13 protein-coding genes are annotated in these 13,774 nt (G+C 45.8%); 1 reads left to right on the forward strand and 12 read right to left on the reverse strand.

The features are described 5' to 3' along the window. Positions 1-164 precede the first annotated feature (164 nt). Positions 165-779, forward strand: coding sequence for a YtjB family periplasmic protein (locus ASV53_RS00540; RefSeq protein WP_062691312.1), 615 nt, complete (start codon positions 165-167; stop codon positions 777-779). Between the two features lie 102 nt (positions 780-881). Here the strand turns inward: ASV53_RS00540 and deoD are convergent, their stop codons facing one another. The 12 genes from deoD to ASV53_RS00600 form a co-directional block, all read right to left on the reverse strand. Beyond that, positions 882-1,601 (reverse strand): purine-nucleoside phosphorylase, encoded by a 720-nt coding sequence (deoD, locus tag ASV53_RS00545; protein ID WP_094955717.1) that lies wholly within the window; start codon positions 1,599-1,601, stop codon positions 882-884. 171 nt (positions 1,602-1,772) lie between these two features. Next, on the reverse strand, positions 1,773-2,993 hold the full coding sequence (locus ASV53_RS00550; RefSeq protein ID WP_062691310.1) for a phosphopentomutase: 1,221 nt from the start codon (positions 2,991-2,993) through the stop codon (positions 1,773-1,775). A 12-nt stretch (positions 2,994-3,005) separates the two neighbouring features. Continuing rightward, positions 3,006-4,355, reverse strand: a complete 1,350-nt coding sequence (gene deoA / locus ASV53_RS00555) for a thymidine phosphorylase (RefSeq protein WP_062691309.1) — start codon at positions 4,353-4,355, stop codon at positions 3,006-3,008. Positions 4,356-4,499: 144 nt separating this feature from the next. After that, a complete protein-coding gene (gene deoC, locus ASV53_RS00560) occupies positions 4,500-5,273 on the reverse strand; it encodes a deoxyribose-phosphate aldolase (protein ID WP_094955718.1) in 774 nt (257 codons plus the stop codon). Positions 5,274-5,639: 366 nt separating this feature from the next. Next, positions 5,640-5,813, reverse strand: a complete 174-nt coding sequence (locus ASV53_RS00565) for a XapX domain-containing protein (RefSeq protein WP_094955719.1) — start codon at positions 5,811-5,813, stop codon at positions 5,640-5,642. Between the two features lie 390 nt (positions 5,814-6,203). Beyond that, the gene (locus ASV53_RS00570; RefSeq protein ID WP_062691308.1) at positions 6,204-7,469 is read right to left on the reverse strand and encodes a NupC/NupG family nucleoside CNT transporter; all 1,266 of its coding nucleotides are present in this window, start codon (positions 7,467-7,469) and stop codon (positions 6,204-6,206) included. Between the two features lie 217 nt (positions 7,470-7,686). After that, complete coding sequence (locus tag ASV53_RS00575) at positions 7,687-8,484, reverse strand: TatD family hydrolase (RefSeq protein ID WP_189337797.1); 798 nt, start codon at positions 8,482-8,484, stop codon at positions 7,687-7,689. Further along, positions 8,478-8,693: a DUF5363 family protein gene (locus ASV53_RS00580; protein ID WP_094955720.1), complete on the reverse strand. Its 216-nt coding sequence runs from the start codon at positions 8,691-8,693 to the stop codon at positions 8,478-8,480. The genes ASV53_RS00575 and ASV53_RS00580 overlap by 7 nt, the downstream gene beginning before the upstream one ends. A gap of 45 nt (positions 8,694-8,738) precedes the next feature. After that, the gene (glgX, locus tag ASV53_RS00585) at positions 8,739-10,838 is read right to left on the reverse strand and encodes a glycogen debranching protein GlgX (protein ID WP_094955721.1); all 2,100 of its coding nucleotides are present in this window, start codon (positions 10,836-10,838) and stop codon (positions 8,739-8,741) included. Between the two features lie 129 nt (positions 10,839-10,967). Beyond that, on the reverse strand, positions 10,968-12,548 hold the full coding sequence (gene prfC, locus ASV53_RS00590) for a peptide chain release factor 3 (RefSeq protein ID WP_062691306.1): 1,581 nt from the start codon (positions 12,546-12,548) through the stop codon (positions 10,968-10,970). 242 nt (positions 12,549-12,790) lie between these two features. Then, a complete protein-coding gene (gene rimI / locus ASV53_RS00595) occupies positions 12,791-13,237 on the reverse strand; it encodes a ribosomal protein S18-alanine N-acetyltransferase (protein WP_062691305.1) in 447 nt (148 codons plus the stop codon). After that, the gene (locus tag ASV53_RS00600; RefSeq protein WP_094955722.1) at positions 13,227-13,628 is read right to left on the reverse strand and encodes a DNA polymerase III subunit psi; all 402 of its coding nucleotides are present in this window, start codon (positions 13,626-13,628) and stop codon (positions 13,227-13,229) included. The genes rimI and ASV53_RS00600 overlap by 11 nt, the downstream gene beginning before the upstream one ends. Positions 13,629-13,774: the final 146 nt, after the last annotated feature.

Genomic DNA, 13,774 nt, shown 5'->3' on the forward strand with positions numbered 1-13,774 from the left:
ACGCTGGTATACTGCTCTGCACCATCAAAGTACCTGAACACCATAGAATAAGCCACCGCCCCACTATGGCAAAAATGATGGGTACAATGCAATGTACAAAGTAATACATAAGAATAAGTAAAGCATAATGCGATGTACTTGGGGCGCTTTTGGAAGACATAACCATGATGAAATTTAAAACAACACGGCTCAAACGCTTCTGGCAAGCCTTTGTATTACTCGCTTGCTTTGCTGGTATTGTCGCCATGCTGGAGTACGGGTCGCAGCTGAATACGCGTAACTACCTCATGCTCAGCGAACAAACCCAAACACTCTCACGTCTTTTAGTACGTCAAGCGGCTGAAACAGCCTCAAGTGATGTGATAGATAAAAACCAAGATAAGCTACAAGTGCTAGTGCAGCGCTTGTCACAAGAAGCTCTTATTTTAGATGCCACTATCTATGATCTGGAAGGGCGAACAGTTGCGCGGACCGAAGAGTCGATGCCTATCGAGCAAGTCACAGGGCTATCCACTCCCTTGTCTGTCGCCAGTTATGGCCGCCAACAAGTAATCGAACCTATCTTGTCTGGTGAACAAGTGATTGGCTTTTTACGTATTACCTTAGAACACGGTAAGCTCGTCGAACACGCGACCAGTGAAATCGAAGGAATGACCAATATTGTCCGTGGCTTAGTGATTGCTGCGCTCTTTATCGGTTTCCTACTTGCCTTTACCTTTGGCCGCCGTAAAGATATTTGGCATTTCCCTTATTTACTGACAGCCAACGCAAAAGATTAGTCCACTGTAGCAAGCTTATTTAGGACTAAATAGCAGACAAAAAAAGACGACTTTTCAGTCGTCTTTTTTACTATCTAACCGCTTAGTTTTAATGTGTTCAGCTTATTCAGCATCACCTAGAAGAACAGATTCTAGTGCGATTTCCATCATGTCGTTGAACGTCAGTTGACGCTCTTCAGATGTTGTCGCTTCACCACGTAGGATGTGGTCAGACACAGTACAGATAGTCAGTGCTTTAGCACCAAACTCTGCCGCTAGACCGTAGATGCCTGCGGCTTCCATTTCAACACCCACGATGCCGTACTTCTTCATTGTTTGGAAGAAGCTGAAATCTGGGTTGTAGAACAAATCAGCCGAGAAGATGTTACCCACTTTAACGTCAACACCTTTTGCTTTCGCTGCGTCTACGGCATTTTGTACCATGCCGTAGTCAGCTAGCGCTGCAAAGTCGTGATCGCCAAAACGAATGCGGTTAACTTTAGAATCTGTTGATGCACCCATACCGATAACAACATCACGTAGGTTTACATCGTCACGTACCGCGCCACAGCTACCAACACGGATGATTTTCTTTACGCCGAAATCTTTGATTAGCTCAGTTGCGTAGATAGAGCACGATGGGATACCCATACCGTGGCCCATTACTGAAATTTTACGGCCTTTGTAAGTACCAGTAAAACCAAGCATGCTACGAACGTTACACACTTCTTTGGCGTCGTCTAAAAATGTTTCAGCGATGTACTTAGCACGTAGCGGGTCACCCGGCATTAGTACTACGTCTGCAAAATCACCCATTTCAGCATTAATATGTGGAGTAGCCATGGTTATTTCCTTTTCGTTTCAACGAGCGCCCATTTGGAGCTTGCTCGTTGATAAATCATAATTAGTGATCGCGGTTTCTGCATCTCATTTATCATAACCAGAAACAGCGACTTTACTTTGATCTGTCTGCTTAACAGCGAGTGTGGCTCCACACTCTGCTGTCTTTTTGAATTACAAGAAAGACTTGCCGTAATCCATGTCTGATACACCGTGGTGCGCAGCAAGACTTTGACCGATATCTGCAAATGTCTCGCGACGGCCCAGTGAGCCTGCTGGTACTTTAGGGCCAGCAACAATCACAGGGATGTGCTCACGTGTATGGTCTGTACCTTCCCACGTTGGATCACAACCGTGGTCTGCCGTTAGGATAAGTACATCGTCTTCTTGCAGTAGTTCAAGTACTTCAGGTAGACGCTTATCAAAGTATTCAAGTGCCGCTGCGTAGCCTGCAACATTACGACGGTGGCCGTATGCTGAGTCAAAATCGACAAAGTTAGTGAACACTAAGCTGTTATCACCCGCTTGTTTGATTTGCTCAAGCGTTGCTTCAAACAAGTCTGGAATGCCTGTCGCTTTCACTTTTTTAGTGATACCGCAGCCCGCATAAATATCAGAGATCTTACCGATTGAAATCACGTCGCCGTTTTTCTCTTCAACCAGTTTTTGTAAGAACGTTGGCGCTGGTGGCTCAACAGACAAATCACGACGGTTACCCGTACGCTCAAATTGCCCTTTGCCTGCACCCACGAATGGACGCGCGATAACACGACCAATGTTGTAGTCTTCCAATTCTTCACGCACGATTTGGCATAGTTCTAGTAAGTTATCTAGACCGTATGTTTCTTCGTGACATGCAATTTGGAATACCGAGTCAGCCGAGGTATAGAAAATAGGTTTGCCCGTTTTCATGTGCTCTTCACCCAAGTCATCCAGTACTTGTGTACCCGATGCATGGCAGTTACCTAGGTAACCCGGTAGGTTGGCACGTTCAACAATGCTATCTAGTAATTCTTGCGGGAAGCTGTTGCTGTGATCAGTAAAGTAACCCCAATCAAACAATACAGGTACGCCAGCGATTTCCCAGTGGCCTGACGGGGTATCTTTACCCGACGACAACTCTTTCGCATGGCCGTAAGCGCCAGTGATTTCTACATTCGCATCCAAACCTTCAGGGAAGTAACCTGAAGATTCTTCACATGCTTTACCCAAACCTAGTTTGTTTAAGTTAGGCAGGTGTAGAGGACCACTACGTTCACCGTTATCCGCTTCACCGCGTGCACAAGCTTGTGCAATGTGACCCATGGTGTTCGCGCCAACATCACCGAAATCGACGGCATCTTCTGTGGCACCAATACCGAATGAATCTAGTACTAGGATTATTGAACGTTTCATATTGACTCCGAATTAAACATCTTCCGCGCGAACGCGGCGGTAAACTTCTGGGGTAGCTTCAGGTTTTTGCTCAGACACACTGATCGATTGGCGAACCGCTTTCGCTGCTTCTTCCCACTGTGCTTCACTACGTGCGTGTACCATAGCAAGTGGGGTATCAGCGTAAACTTCATCACCTAAACGGATCATATCGCTAAGACCAACGGCGTAATCAATAGTGTCGCTAGCAACACGGCGACCACCGCCCATACCAACCACTGCCATGCCAAGACCACGAGTGTCCATCGCCGAAGCAAAGTTAGTTGCACCCGCAAGCTGCGCTGCATCCGCAAACACAGGTTTCACGATTTCAGCTGTGTCGAGGTAGTTATTGTAGTTTTCCATGAAATCTACAGGGCCACCTAAACCGGCTACCATTTTGCCAAAGCGTTCAGCCGCTTGGCCATTATCAAGTACTGCTTGTAACTTAGCGCGCGCTTGTTCTAAGTCGCTAGCTAAACCACTAATTAGTAACATTTCAGCACACAGTGCCATGGTCACTTCAAACAAGCGAGGGTTACGGTATTCACCTGTTAAGAATTGCACCGCTTCGCGCACTTCTAACGCATTACCTGCTGTTGATGCCAACACTTGGTTCATGTCTGTTAGTAATGCGGTAGTACGTGTACCTGCACCATTTGCAACAGCGACGATAGAGTTAGCAAGTTCTTCAGACGCTTCGTAAGTTGGCATAAATGCGCCAGAACCTACTTTAACATCCATGATCAATGAACCTAAACCTGCCGCCAGTTTCTTCGACAAGATAGACGCGGTGATCAATGAGATGTTATCAACCGTTGCCGTTACGTCACGGGTTGCGTACACACGCTTATCCGCTGGTGCTAAATCGCCAGTTTGACCAATGATCGCTACGCCAGCTTCTTTAGTGACTTTACCGAACACATCATTGGTTGGAGTAATGTTGTAACCAGGGATCGCTTCTAGCTTATCAAGCGTACCACCAGTATGACCCAGACCACGGCCTGAAATCATAGGAACAAAACCACCACAAGCCGCAACCATTGCGCCTAGCATCAGTGATGTTACATCACCCACGCCGCCTGTTGAGTGCTTATCAACGATTGGACCGCCGAAGTCCATATGGCTCCAGTCAATCACCATACCTGAATCACGCATTGCACACGTTAGTGCTACACGCTCATCCATCGTCATGTCGTTGAAATAAATTGCCATCGCAAACGCAGCGATCTGACCTTCAGATACCGTGTCTTTTGCAATGCCTTGAATAAAAAAGTTAATTTCGTCTGTTGTTAGAATAACGTTGTCGCGTTTTTTTCTGATAATTTCTTGAGGTAAGTACATGATCTGCCCCTGTTAGATTGGGTGTAGGGTGCATACTTTGCTGTTTTTTGAGTGTAAGAGGTCGGACGCTTACGAATAAGCATCTAGCCTTTGCAAAGTATGGGGAAATAAAGGTGGTGGCAAGCACCACCTTATTGTTCAGACTTAGTAGCCGCCTTCAGCCGCTTTTTCGCCTTCACCTAACGTGTTAAGCAGATTTGCTAGTAGGCTTGATGCACCAAAACGGTAGTGCATGTTGTCAGCCCACTCAGCACCTAGCAGGCGATCTGCCATTGCTAAGTATGTTTGTGCGTCTTCAGCTGTACGCACACCACCTGCAGGCTTGAAGCCAACAGTTTTTGCTACGCCCATGTTCTTGATCACAGTAAGCATGATCTCTGCAGATTCTGGCGTTGCGTTTACAGGCACTTTACCTGTTGATGTTTTGATGAAATCAGCACCGGCTTTAATAGAGATTTCAGACGCTTTAATGATTAGCGCTTCTTCTTTTAGTTCGCCCGTTTCGATAATTACTTTCAGTAGGATATCGCCACATGCTGCTTTACATTGTTTAACTAGCTCGAAGCCAACTTCTTCGTTGCCTGCGATCAGTGCACGGTATGGGAATACTACATCCACTTCGTCTGCACCGTATGCAACAGCTGCTTTTGTTTCAGCTACTGCGATGTCGATGTCGTCGTTACCGTGTGGGAAGTTAGTAACGGTTGCGATACGTACATCAGGCGTACCTTGCTCACGTAGTTGCTTTTTAGCAACAGGGATAAAACGTGGGTAGATACATACTGCTGCAGTATTACCTACTGCTGTCTTCGCGTTCTTACAAAGCTCGATCACTTTTGCATCAGTGTCGTCATCGTTAAGAGTGGTAAGATCCATTAATTTTAGTGCGCGTAGTGCAGCAGTGTTTAATTCGCTCATGACTATCTCCAGAGTCCAATAATATTACTAAGTCAAACAGCTCACACAGCGTGAACTGCTCACTGAGCGGACTTGCTCCTTGAAGAATCGAGGCAATCTCGTTATTGCGCTCAATCGACATCCTTTTTCACCGCGCAAGGTGGAGGGTACACCTTGCTTTTGCCATTCACAGCAGAAACGTGACAGTTCCCATCACGTTAGGGAATGCTGTTAAAGCACTCATCACATTAGGATGATAACCCCATCATACCAAGGTAAGATCCATGCCACCATCAAAGTCGTGTTTCCAGGTGTAGACAATCTGTTTACCTACAAAATTCAAACTAAACGACTTACTTTCAACAACTTAAACTAAACATTGCAAATTCAACCAGTAAAGAACCGCTCAATAATCCATTGATACGAAACCCCACCAAGGTATACACCGACAATCCCCATAACCCCAGGTAAAACAGGGGGAGCAGGGATAGGTAGTTTAATTGCTGAAAACAACACACCGACAATAAAACCAGCAAAGATAGATAATAATACTTCACCCATAACAGCACTCTTCTTGCTGTGAAATTTAACTATGAGTGTAGACCCTATCTCGCCTTATCCGACCTTGTTCATGCAACTAATGTTAGCAAAGTGAATCGTGATAAAAGGGAGCGCAATCGATTTTATGGCTTTAATTTTAAGCCAGACTGTTGTTTTTACCAATTCTGTTGAAAGAATAAAAACCATTAAATTATTCATACAAAAATATACAAGAATATCGGTGAGCAAACAGCAGACGCTGTAAACCTCACAAAAGATCTGAGATCTGGGGGCTGGGCAGAACGGAACAGAAAGAGAGAATAACAATCGGGATTCAGGATAGGCGTAATAAGCAGATACAAAAACGCCACAGCAAGGCTGTGGCGTTTTTCAATTCGACAAGGTGTCGTATTACATTGCGTTGATAGTCACGAATAGACCAGCAATTGTTGCAGACATTAGGTTAGATAATGTACCTGCAGCTACAGCTTTCATACCGAAACGTGCAATTTCATGACGACGGCTTGGTGCAAGACCACCAAGACCACCTAGTAGGATTGCTACAGAAGATAAGTTAGCAAAACCACAAAGTGCGAATGAGATGATTGCTTTCGTTTTATCAGAAAGAACAACTTCAGCCGCTTCACCTAGGTAAGGGGCAAAGTTTAGGTAAGCAACGAATTCGTTTACTACCAGTTTCTGACCGATGAAAGAACCTGCGATGGTTGCTTCTTCCCATGGCACACCGATTAGGAATGCAAGAGGAGAGAATACGTAACCAAGGATTAGCTCTAGTGTTAGTTCAGGCATACCGAACCAACCACCGATGCCACCTAGCATACCGTTGATTAGTGCAATCAAACCGATGAATGCTAGTAGCATTGCACCTACGTTAAGTGCTAGTTGCATACCAGAAGATGCGCCTGCCGCTGCTGCGTCAATCACGTTAGCTGGTTTGTCATCACCTTGTGCTTCATCGCCAGCTAGTTGCTCAATTGGCTCTTCAGTTTCAGGTTTGATGATTTTAGCAAATAGTAGACCACCCGGTGCAGCCATGAAAGATGCTGCGATTAGGTATTCTAGTGGCACACCCATTGATGCGTAGCCTGCTAGTACACCACCCGCTACAGATGCTAGACCACCACACATTACTGCAAACAGCTCAGATTGAGTCATTTTAGGTACGAACGGACGAATCACCAATGGTGCTTCCGTTTGACCTACGAAGATGTTTGCTGTTGCAGACATAGATTCCGCACGAGATGTACCCAGTGCTTTCTGTAGACCACCGCCTAGTGCGTTGATAACAACCTGCATCACACCTAGGTAGTAAAGTACGCTGATCAATGCAGAGAAGAATACGATAACTGGTAGTACACGCAATGCGAATACGAAACCGCCGCCACCGAATAATTCAAACATTTTGTCTGACGTTAAACCACCGAATAGGAAGTTGATACCGTCATTACCGTAACCAATTACATTCGCTACAGCTTGTGACATGCCATAAAGCACGTCACGACCAACAGGTACATACAGAACGAATGCACCTAACAAGAATTGAATGGCAAAAGCGCCACCAACAGTACGTAGATTAATAGCTTTACGGTTGTCCGATAACAGTACTGCGATTGCTAGCAATACTACCATCCCAACCAGGCTCATAAACAGGCTCATGGTTTATGGATCCTTTAGTTAAATTTGGCGTCTCGACAATTAGGCTCATAAATGAGTTCGGCGCATTATACTTATGCTAGAGCCGATAAAGTAATGCCAACATCACACTTTATAAGGAAAGAATGTGAACGTTTAACGCAAAGCATGACAGTGATCACACAAAAGAAAGCAAGCTACGCAATCGGTTGACGCAAACGTTTGTCTTTTGAGATCAAGCTCACAGTGGAATGGCGAAAAGTTCAGCAGTGGTTAAGCTCGTTTCCCTTGCTATTTCTCGTTCAGATTCCGTTCTGAGAGCGGCCAAGCATTGCAATATGACGCATAAGCGTTCAGGACGATTAGGCTGTCCTTGAAAGCCTGCTACGGGCATATCTGGCGAATCGGTTTCTAACATTAAGGCTGCCAATGGCAACTTAGTCATTGTAGTGCGAGTTTTATGCGCTCGACTATAAGTAATGGTGCCACCAACCCCAATTCTGATACCTAGATCAAGTAGTTGTGTTGCCTGCTGATAGCTACCACTAAAAGCATGGTACACACCGCCTTGTTTGGGTGGATTTTGTCTCAATAATTTCATCAGTTCAGGAAACGCTTTTCGGCAATGGAGTATCACAGGTAACTGATGGCGATTGGCTAATTCAAGCTGCCCTTCCAGCCACCGTTGCTGTTGCTGACGTTGCCGCAACGGTTCGTTCATTGCATCTGCAACAGCAAAATCCAACCCACACTCGCCTATCGCGACACACTGGCTATTATCTTGCTGCAGCCCTAAAGCTAATTCGAGTTGCGCTAAAGCATCATCTGTATGCTCAGCACTAAAGAAAGGGTGTAAGCCAAGAGCAAAGTAAATATCAGGAAACTGCGCTGCTAGCTGGGTGACTTGCAGCCAGTTACGTTGGCCTATTGCTGGCACTACCAGCTTCTCTACACCTTGCTGTTGAGCCAATGCAAGAAAATGAGCGGGATCTTGAGCGAAGGGTTCAAAATCAAAATGGCAGTGGCTATCTATCAGCATGGCGGGTTCTCCTTGTTACAAGAGGATGATGGTTTACCGCCATCACTATCACCATTATTACGATGATAAGTAGGGTGGCGTGGATCATCGTCGTCATAACGTACTGGTGCACAACTACGGCGATTTTCAGCAGTTAACCCCATCTGCTGACACCATTTGTCGTAATACGCGATACCACGGCTTACCATCGCTTTAATTCGTTGCCACATATTTTCCCGCCAACCTTTATTGCTTCAGTTACTGGCTCAAATTACTCACGGAGAATCTGGGGTTTTAGCCACCATCACCACCATGCTACGTCCTTTGACCAAAATACTATTTTGCGGATAACGTGGCGCATCATCAACCGCATAAATATCATGTGGGCTATCTGCTGCCGTATCTATCACTAAATGCCAGTCGCTTTGATCACAATCGGGAATCGTAAATTCAAGTGGATCCCAGTAAGCATTACACACCACATATAATTCATCGTTAGTCAGGGGGTGAATAACCGTTAAAGCCAATGAGTGTGAACGCTCGCCCCAATCAGGCTGCTGTGGCTCAACACCATGCCAGCATATTTCGACTGAATCGAGTACCGATGCCAATGAACGGTGCATGTTCCATTCCAATGTCGGCTCTGCACTGCGCAGTTGGCTGAGCAAAGAAACGAAACGGTATAAGTCAGCATGCTGACCAACAAGATCCCAATCAAACCAACTCAATTCGTTATTCTGACAGTAGGCATTATTGTTGCCTTGCTGGGTACGTCGAACTTCATCCCCCATGTTGATCATTGGCGTGCCTAACGACAAAAATAGCGTCGCCAGCATATTTTTACATTGGCGATGACGCAGACTTTCGATTTCAGCTATTTCGGTTGGACCTTCAATACCATAATTACATGACACATTATGGTTATCGCCGTCACGGTTCTCTTCCCCGTTGGCCCAGTTGTGTTTTTCGTTATAGCTTACCAAGTCATTCAAAGTGAAGCCGTCATGCGCACAAATGAAATTGACTGAACGATGCGGTGAATGATGCTGACAACCGTAGATATCCGGTGATCCTAAAATACGTGATGCAAATACACCGACGCTATTACTGTCCCCTCGCCAAAAAGCCCGTACATCATCGCGGTATTTACCGTTCCATTCGTTCCATCTATCTCCAATAAAAGATCCCACTTGATACAGCCCTGCCGCATCCCACGCTTCAGCAATAATTTTGGTACTGCTTAAAATGGGATCGGAATCGATCGACCATAATAAGGGCGGCTGGCGCATTGGGTTACCTTCACTGTCTCGGGCTAATACCGATGCCAAGTCAAAGCGGAATCCATCGACCTTCATTTCTGTGACCCAATAATGAAGCGCATCGATGATCATGCGACGCAACACACTATGGTTCGCGTTACAGGTGTTACCACAGCCACTGTAGTTGGCATATTCACCGGTTTCTTTATTGGTTAGGTAATACGCGCTATTTTGCAGTCCTTTAAAGCAAAACGTCGGGCCGTTCTCATCCCCTTCTGCGGTATGGTTAAACACCACATCTAAAATCACTTCGATCCCGGCTTTATGCAGTTCACGGACCAATAACTTAAATTCGTTAATTGCCACGAGGGGATCATTAGCAACGCTGTAATCAGCATGCACAGCAAAAAAATTAATTGGGCTGTAGCCCCAGTAGTTATCTCGCCCTTCTGGCGCGTCTGACGTATCAAACTGCTGTACAGGCATCAGTTCGACAGCCGTCACGCCGAGGGATAATAAATACGGAATTTTATCGATAATGCCAGCATAAGTGCCCCGTTTAGGCTGCTTTACGCCTGAATTCGGGTGTTGGGTGAAACCTGCTACGTGCATTTCATAGATCACGGTATCGGTTAACGAGTGGCGCGGTGACTGGCTTCCTTGCCAGTCAAATGTTTGGTGATCAACCACCACACTTTTCATGCAGGTATCCATGTTCGATCCTGCACCAATCGCACGACTTCGTTGGTAATTATCGCTAAAACAAATGGCATGGCTATAAGGGTCGATCAGCACTTTTTCTTTATCAAAGCGTAACCCTTGTTTCGGTTGCCACGGGCCATCAGCTTGAAATGCATATAACTGCCCATGTGCAATATTGGCAATAAATACAAACCAATAATGGCCACGTTTATGAATAGACGGATCAAGATCGAAAGAAAGAAAAGGTTCGTTATCGTTACGGTGATGGAAAAGATGCAGTACCACTTGGGTGGCATCTTTGGAATATAAGCTAAAGTTCACCCCTTCTTCATCAACCGTCGCCCCAAGTGGGTGCGCTTTACCAGGCCATGAATAGATGTCGGGCTGCTTTGCAATGCCCACGGCAAGGTCCATGTTCGTCTCCCTGACTGTATGAACACAATGGAATATTGACCTAACTATATACCCCTGTTTATCAGATACAAAAAAAGCCGTCACATCAGTGACGGCTTCGACAATTAACTCTCTTCACTCAACGCGCGATTAGTGTTCGCGTGTTGCGCGGAAATCAACGTCTGGGAAACGCTCGCGAGCTAGGTTAAGGTTAACCATAGTCGGCGCGATGTAACTCAGGTTGTCACCACCATCTAGCGCAAGGTTTTGTTGGTTCTTACGTTTGAAGTCTTCCAACTTCTTCGCATCACCACATTCGACCCAACGTGCTGTTGCTACGTTAATACCTTCGTAAATGGCTTCTACGTTGTACTCTGCTTTCAAGCGAGCAACAACCACATCAAACTGAAGCACACCTACCGCACCAACGATCAGATCGTTATTTTGTAGCGGACGGAATACCTGCACCGCACCTTCTTCTGAAAGCTGAACTAGGCCTTTAAGCAATTGCTTTTGCTTCAGTGGATCTTTTAGGCGAATACGACGGAACAATTCAGGTGCGAAGTTAGGGATACCCGCAAACTTCAGATTTTCACCTTGGGTAAAGGTATCACCAATTTGGATCGTACCGTGGTTGTGTAAACCAATGATATCACCTGCAAATGCTTGCTCTGCACGTGAACGGTCGCCCGCCATAAAGGTTACCGCATCCGAAATGCTGACATTTTTGCCAGAACGAACGTGGTTCATCTTCATGCCTTGGTTGTAAGTACCCGACACGATGCGCATGAAGGCGATACGGTCACGGTGCTTAGGATCCATGTTTGCTTGGATTTTAAAGACGAAACCAGAGAATTTCTCTTCCGTCGCTTCAACATCACGCTCATTCGCTTTACGCGTTTGCGGTGCTGGAGCCCACTTGGTTAGACCGTCTAGCATGTGGTCTACACCGAAGTTACCCAATGCAGTACCGAAGTACACTGGCGTTAGCTCACCCGCTAAGAAAAGCTCTTGATCAAACTCAGGACACGCACCGATCACCAGCTCTAGTTCTTCACGTACACTCGCGGCTAAGTCTTCACCAACAGCGATATCAAGCTCAGGGTTGTCGAGACCTTTAATTGTGCGTACTTCTTGGATCTCATGGCCATGACCAGACGAGTACAAGATAGTTTCATCACGGTGAATATGGTAAACACCTTTAAATTCTTTACCACAACCAATCGGCCATGAAATAGGAGCACAAGCCATACCAAGCTCGCTTTCTACTTCATCTAGCACTTCCATTGGGTCACGAACGTCACGGTCAAGTTTGTTCATAAAGGTAACGATTGGCGTATCACGCAGGCGCGTAACTTCCATCAGTTTACGGGTACGATCTTCGACACCTTTTGCTGCATCGATAACCATCAAACATGAGTCAACGGCTGTTAGCGTACGGTAAGTATCTTCCGAGAAGTCTTCGTGTCCTGGAGTATCAAGTAGGTTCACTAGACAATCGTTGTACGGGAACTGCATCACCGACGTTGTTACCGAGATACCACGTTCTTTTTCCATTTCCATCCAGTCAGACTTAGCATGCTGGTTAGAACCACGGCCTTTAACGGTACCTGCTTTTTGGATCGCGTTTCCGAATAATAATACTTTTTCGGTAATGGTTGTTTTACCCGCATCGGGGTGAGAAATGATAGCAAACGTACGGCGTTTACCCACTTCTTGTAGAAAAGACATAAGCGTTGATAATCCTGTTAGAGATTTCAATAACCGATGAACCACCTAGGTTTAGCCCGATGATTCACCCGAGAATTAGAATTAAATGCCTGCACAGCAGGGAGTTATAATTAACAGATCGCAGTAATTACATCTCGACCTCTTTGTGTGCAGAAAAGAAAAACGCGTATCGCGCAGAAAAGTGGCGGAATTATACGCAAAGTCGCCGCAAAGAAACAGCGCTAACCCTGAGTAAGATCCGATTACATTACCATGTAGGTCATGATTAATGCGTCTTCGCGGCCATTCTCAGCTGGGTAGTACCCTTCACGACGGTTTATTTCATTAAAACCGAGTGCTTCATACAAGTGTGAAGCACGGGTATTGCTTGCACGAACTTCAAGCCAGATGTCTTCCGCACCCTGATCGCGCATCTGTGACATAAAGCCATCAAGCAAGGTTTTACCGTAACCTTTACCTTGTGCTTGCGGGTCAATCGCAATATTTAGCAAAGTGGCTTCACCTGCCACCAACTGACCGAAGCAATAACCCACCAGCGTATTATCAACTAATAACGCAAAATTACAGGCACGCTTACTCGGTTCGGCACGAACCATAGATTCAGCCCAAGGAAACGCATGCGCAGCCTGCTCGATATGCCATACGGCATCAAGATGTTGTGTGTCTAACGGAACGATATTAATTGTCATAAGAACAGATCTGCTGCCATAGGGCTTTTTTAGCTGCGGGATTAGTATGCATGGTCGACAGTGCCGCCGACAGTAGTGCTTGTACCCCAACAGGGGCTGTCACAGTACAACCAGCGATCCAACACCATACCAATTGATGCTGACCAAGTTGCTCTAACGCACTTGGTGGCAACATTAATGCTTGTTCTGGCGTGAGCTTCATACTTTTCAGGATGCGACCAAACAGCCAAGCATCGTGTTCGGTAAGCGTCTCTTCAGTAATAAAAAGGAGTTTGCAATCATCAGGAAAATTGATAACCGGCACTTCAAGTGCAGGAAAACATTCTGGCTTACGGACCTGCCAATATGTCAGCCCCATTTCTTGCAACACCTGAATATCTCGTTGCTTCATGCCTACTCTACTCTTATCAGCTGCCATTAAGGGCGGCAATGCTACCAAATTCAACCAAGACCACCAAGGTGGAATTCACAGCTATTTTAGTCTAGTGATAAAACAAAACCACCCGCAGGTGGCTTTGTCGATATTCGATAGTAAGG

Origin of the sequence: Photobacterium sanguinicancri (assembly GCF_002265265.1) — a bacterium.
Lineage (GTDB): Bacteria > Pseudomonadota > Gammaproteobacteria > Enterobacterales > Vibrionaceae > Photobacterium > Photobacterium sanguinicancri.

What these genes read in the sequence shown, in the direction of transcription:
- glgX (WP_094955721.1), bottom strand. Translation starts at nt 10,838, where the DNA reads ATGGACCTTGCCGTGGGCATTGCAAAGCAGCCCGACATCTATTCATGG.
- ASV53_RS00570 (WP_062691308.1), bottom strand. Translation starts at nt 7,469, where the DNA reads ATGAGCCTGTTTATGAGCCTGGTTGGGATGGTAGTATTGCTAGCAATC.
- ASV53_RS00575 (WP_189337797.1), bottom strand. Translation starts at nt 8,484, where the DNA reads ATGCTGATAGATAGCCACTGCCATTTTGATTTTGAACCCTTCGCTCAA.
- deoC (WP_094955718.1), bottom strand. Translation starts at nt 5,273, where the DNA reads ATGAGCGAATTAAACACTGCTGCACTACGCGCACTAAAATTAATGGAT.
- ASV53_RS00580 (WP_094955720.1), bottom strand. Translation starts at nt 8,693, where the DNA reads ATGTGGCAACGAATTAAAGCGATGGTAAGCCGTGGTATCGCGTATTAC.
- deoD (WP_094955717.1), bottom strand. Translation starts at nt 1,601, where the DNA reads ATGGCTACTCCACATATTAATGCTGAAATGGGTGATTTTGCAGACGTA.
- ASV53_RS00550 (WP_062691310.1), bottom strand. Translation starts at nt 2,993, where the DNA reads ATGAAACGTTCAATAATCCTAGTACTAGATTCATTCGGTATTGGTGCC.
- ASV53_RS00540 (WP_062691312.1), top strand. Translation starts at nt 165, where the DNA reads ATGATGAAATTTAAAACAACACGGCTCAAACGCTTCTGGCAAGCCTTT.
- ASV53_RS00565 (WP_094955719.1), bottom strand. Translation starts at nt 5,813, where the DNA reads ATGGGTGAAGTATTATTATCTATCTTTGCTGGTTTTATTGTCGGTGTG.
- deoA (WP_062691309.1), bottom strand. Translation starts at nt 4,355, where the DNA reads ATGTACTTACCTCAAGAAATTATCAGAAAAAAACGCGACAACGTTATT.
- ASV53_RS00600 (WP_094955722.1), bottom strand. Translation starts at nt 13,628, where the DNA reads ATGAAGCAACGAGATATTCAGGTGTTGCAAGAAATGGGGCTGACATAT.
- rimI (WP_062691305.1), bottom strand. Translation starts at nt 13,237, where the DNA reads ATGACAATTAATATCGTTCCGTTAGACACACAACATCTTGATGCCGTA.
- prfC (WP_062691306.1), bottom strand. Translation starts at nt 12,548, where the DNA reads ATGTCTTTTCTACAAGAAGTGGGTAAACGCCGTACGTTTGCTATCATT.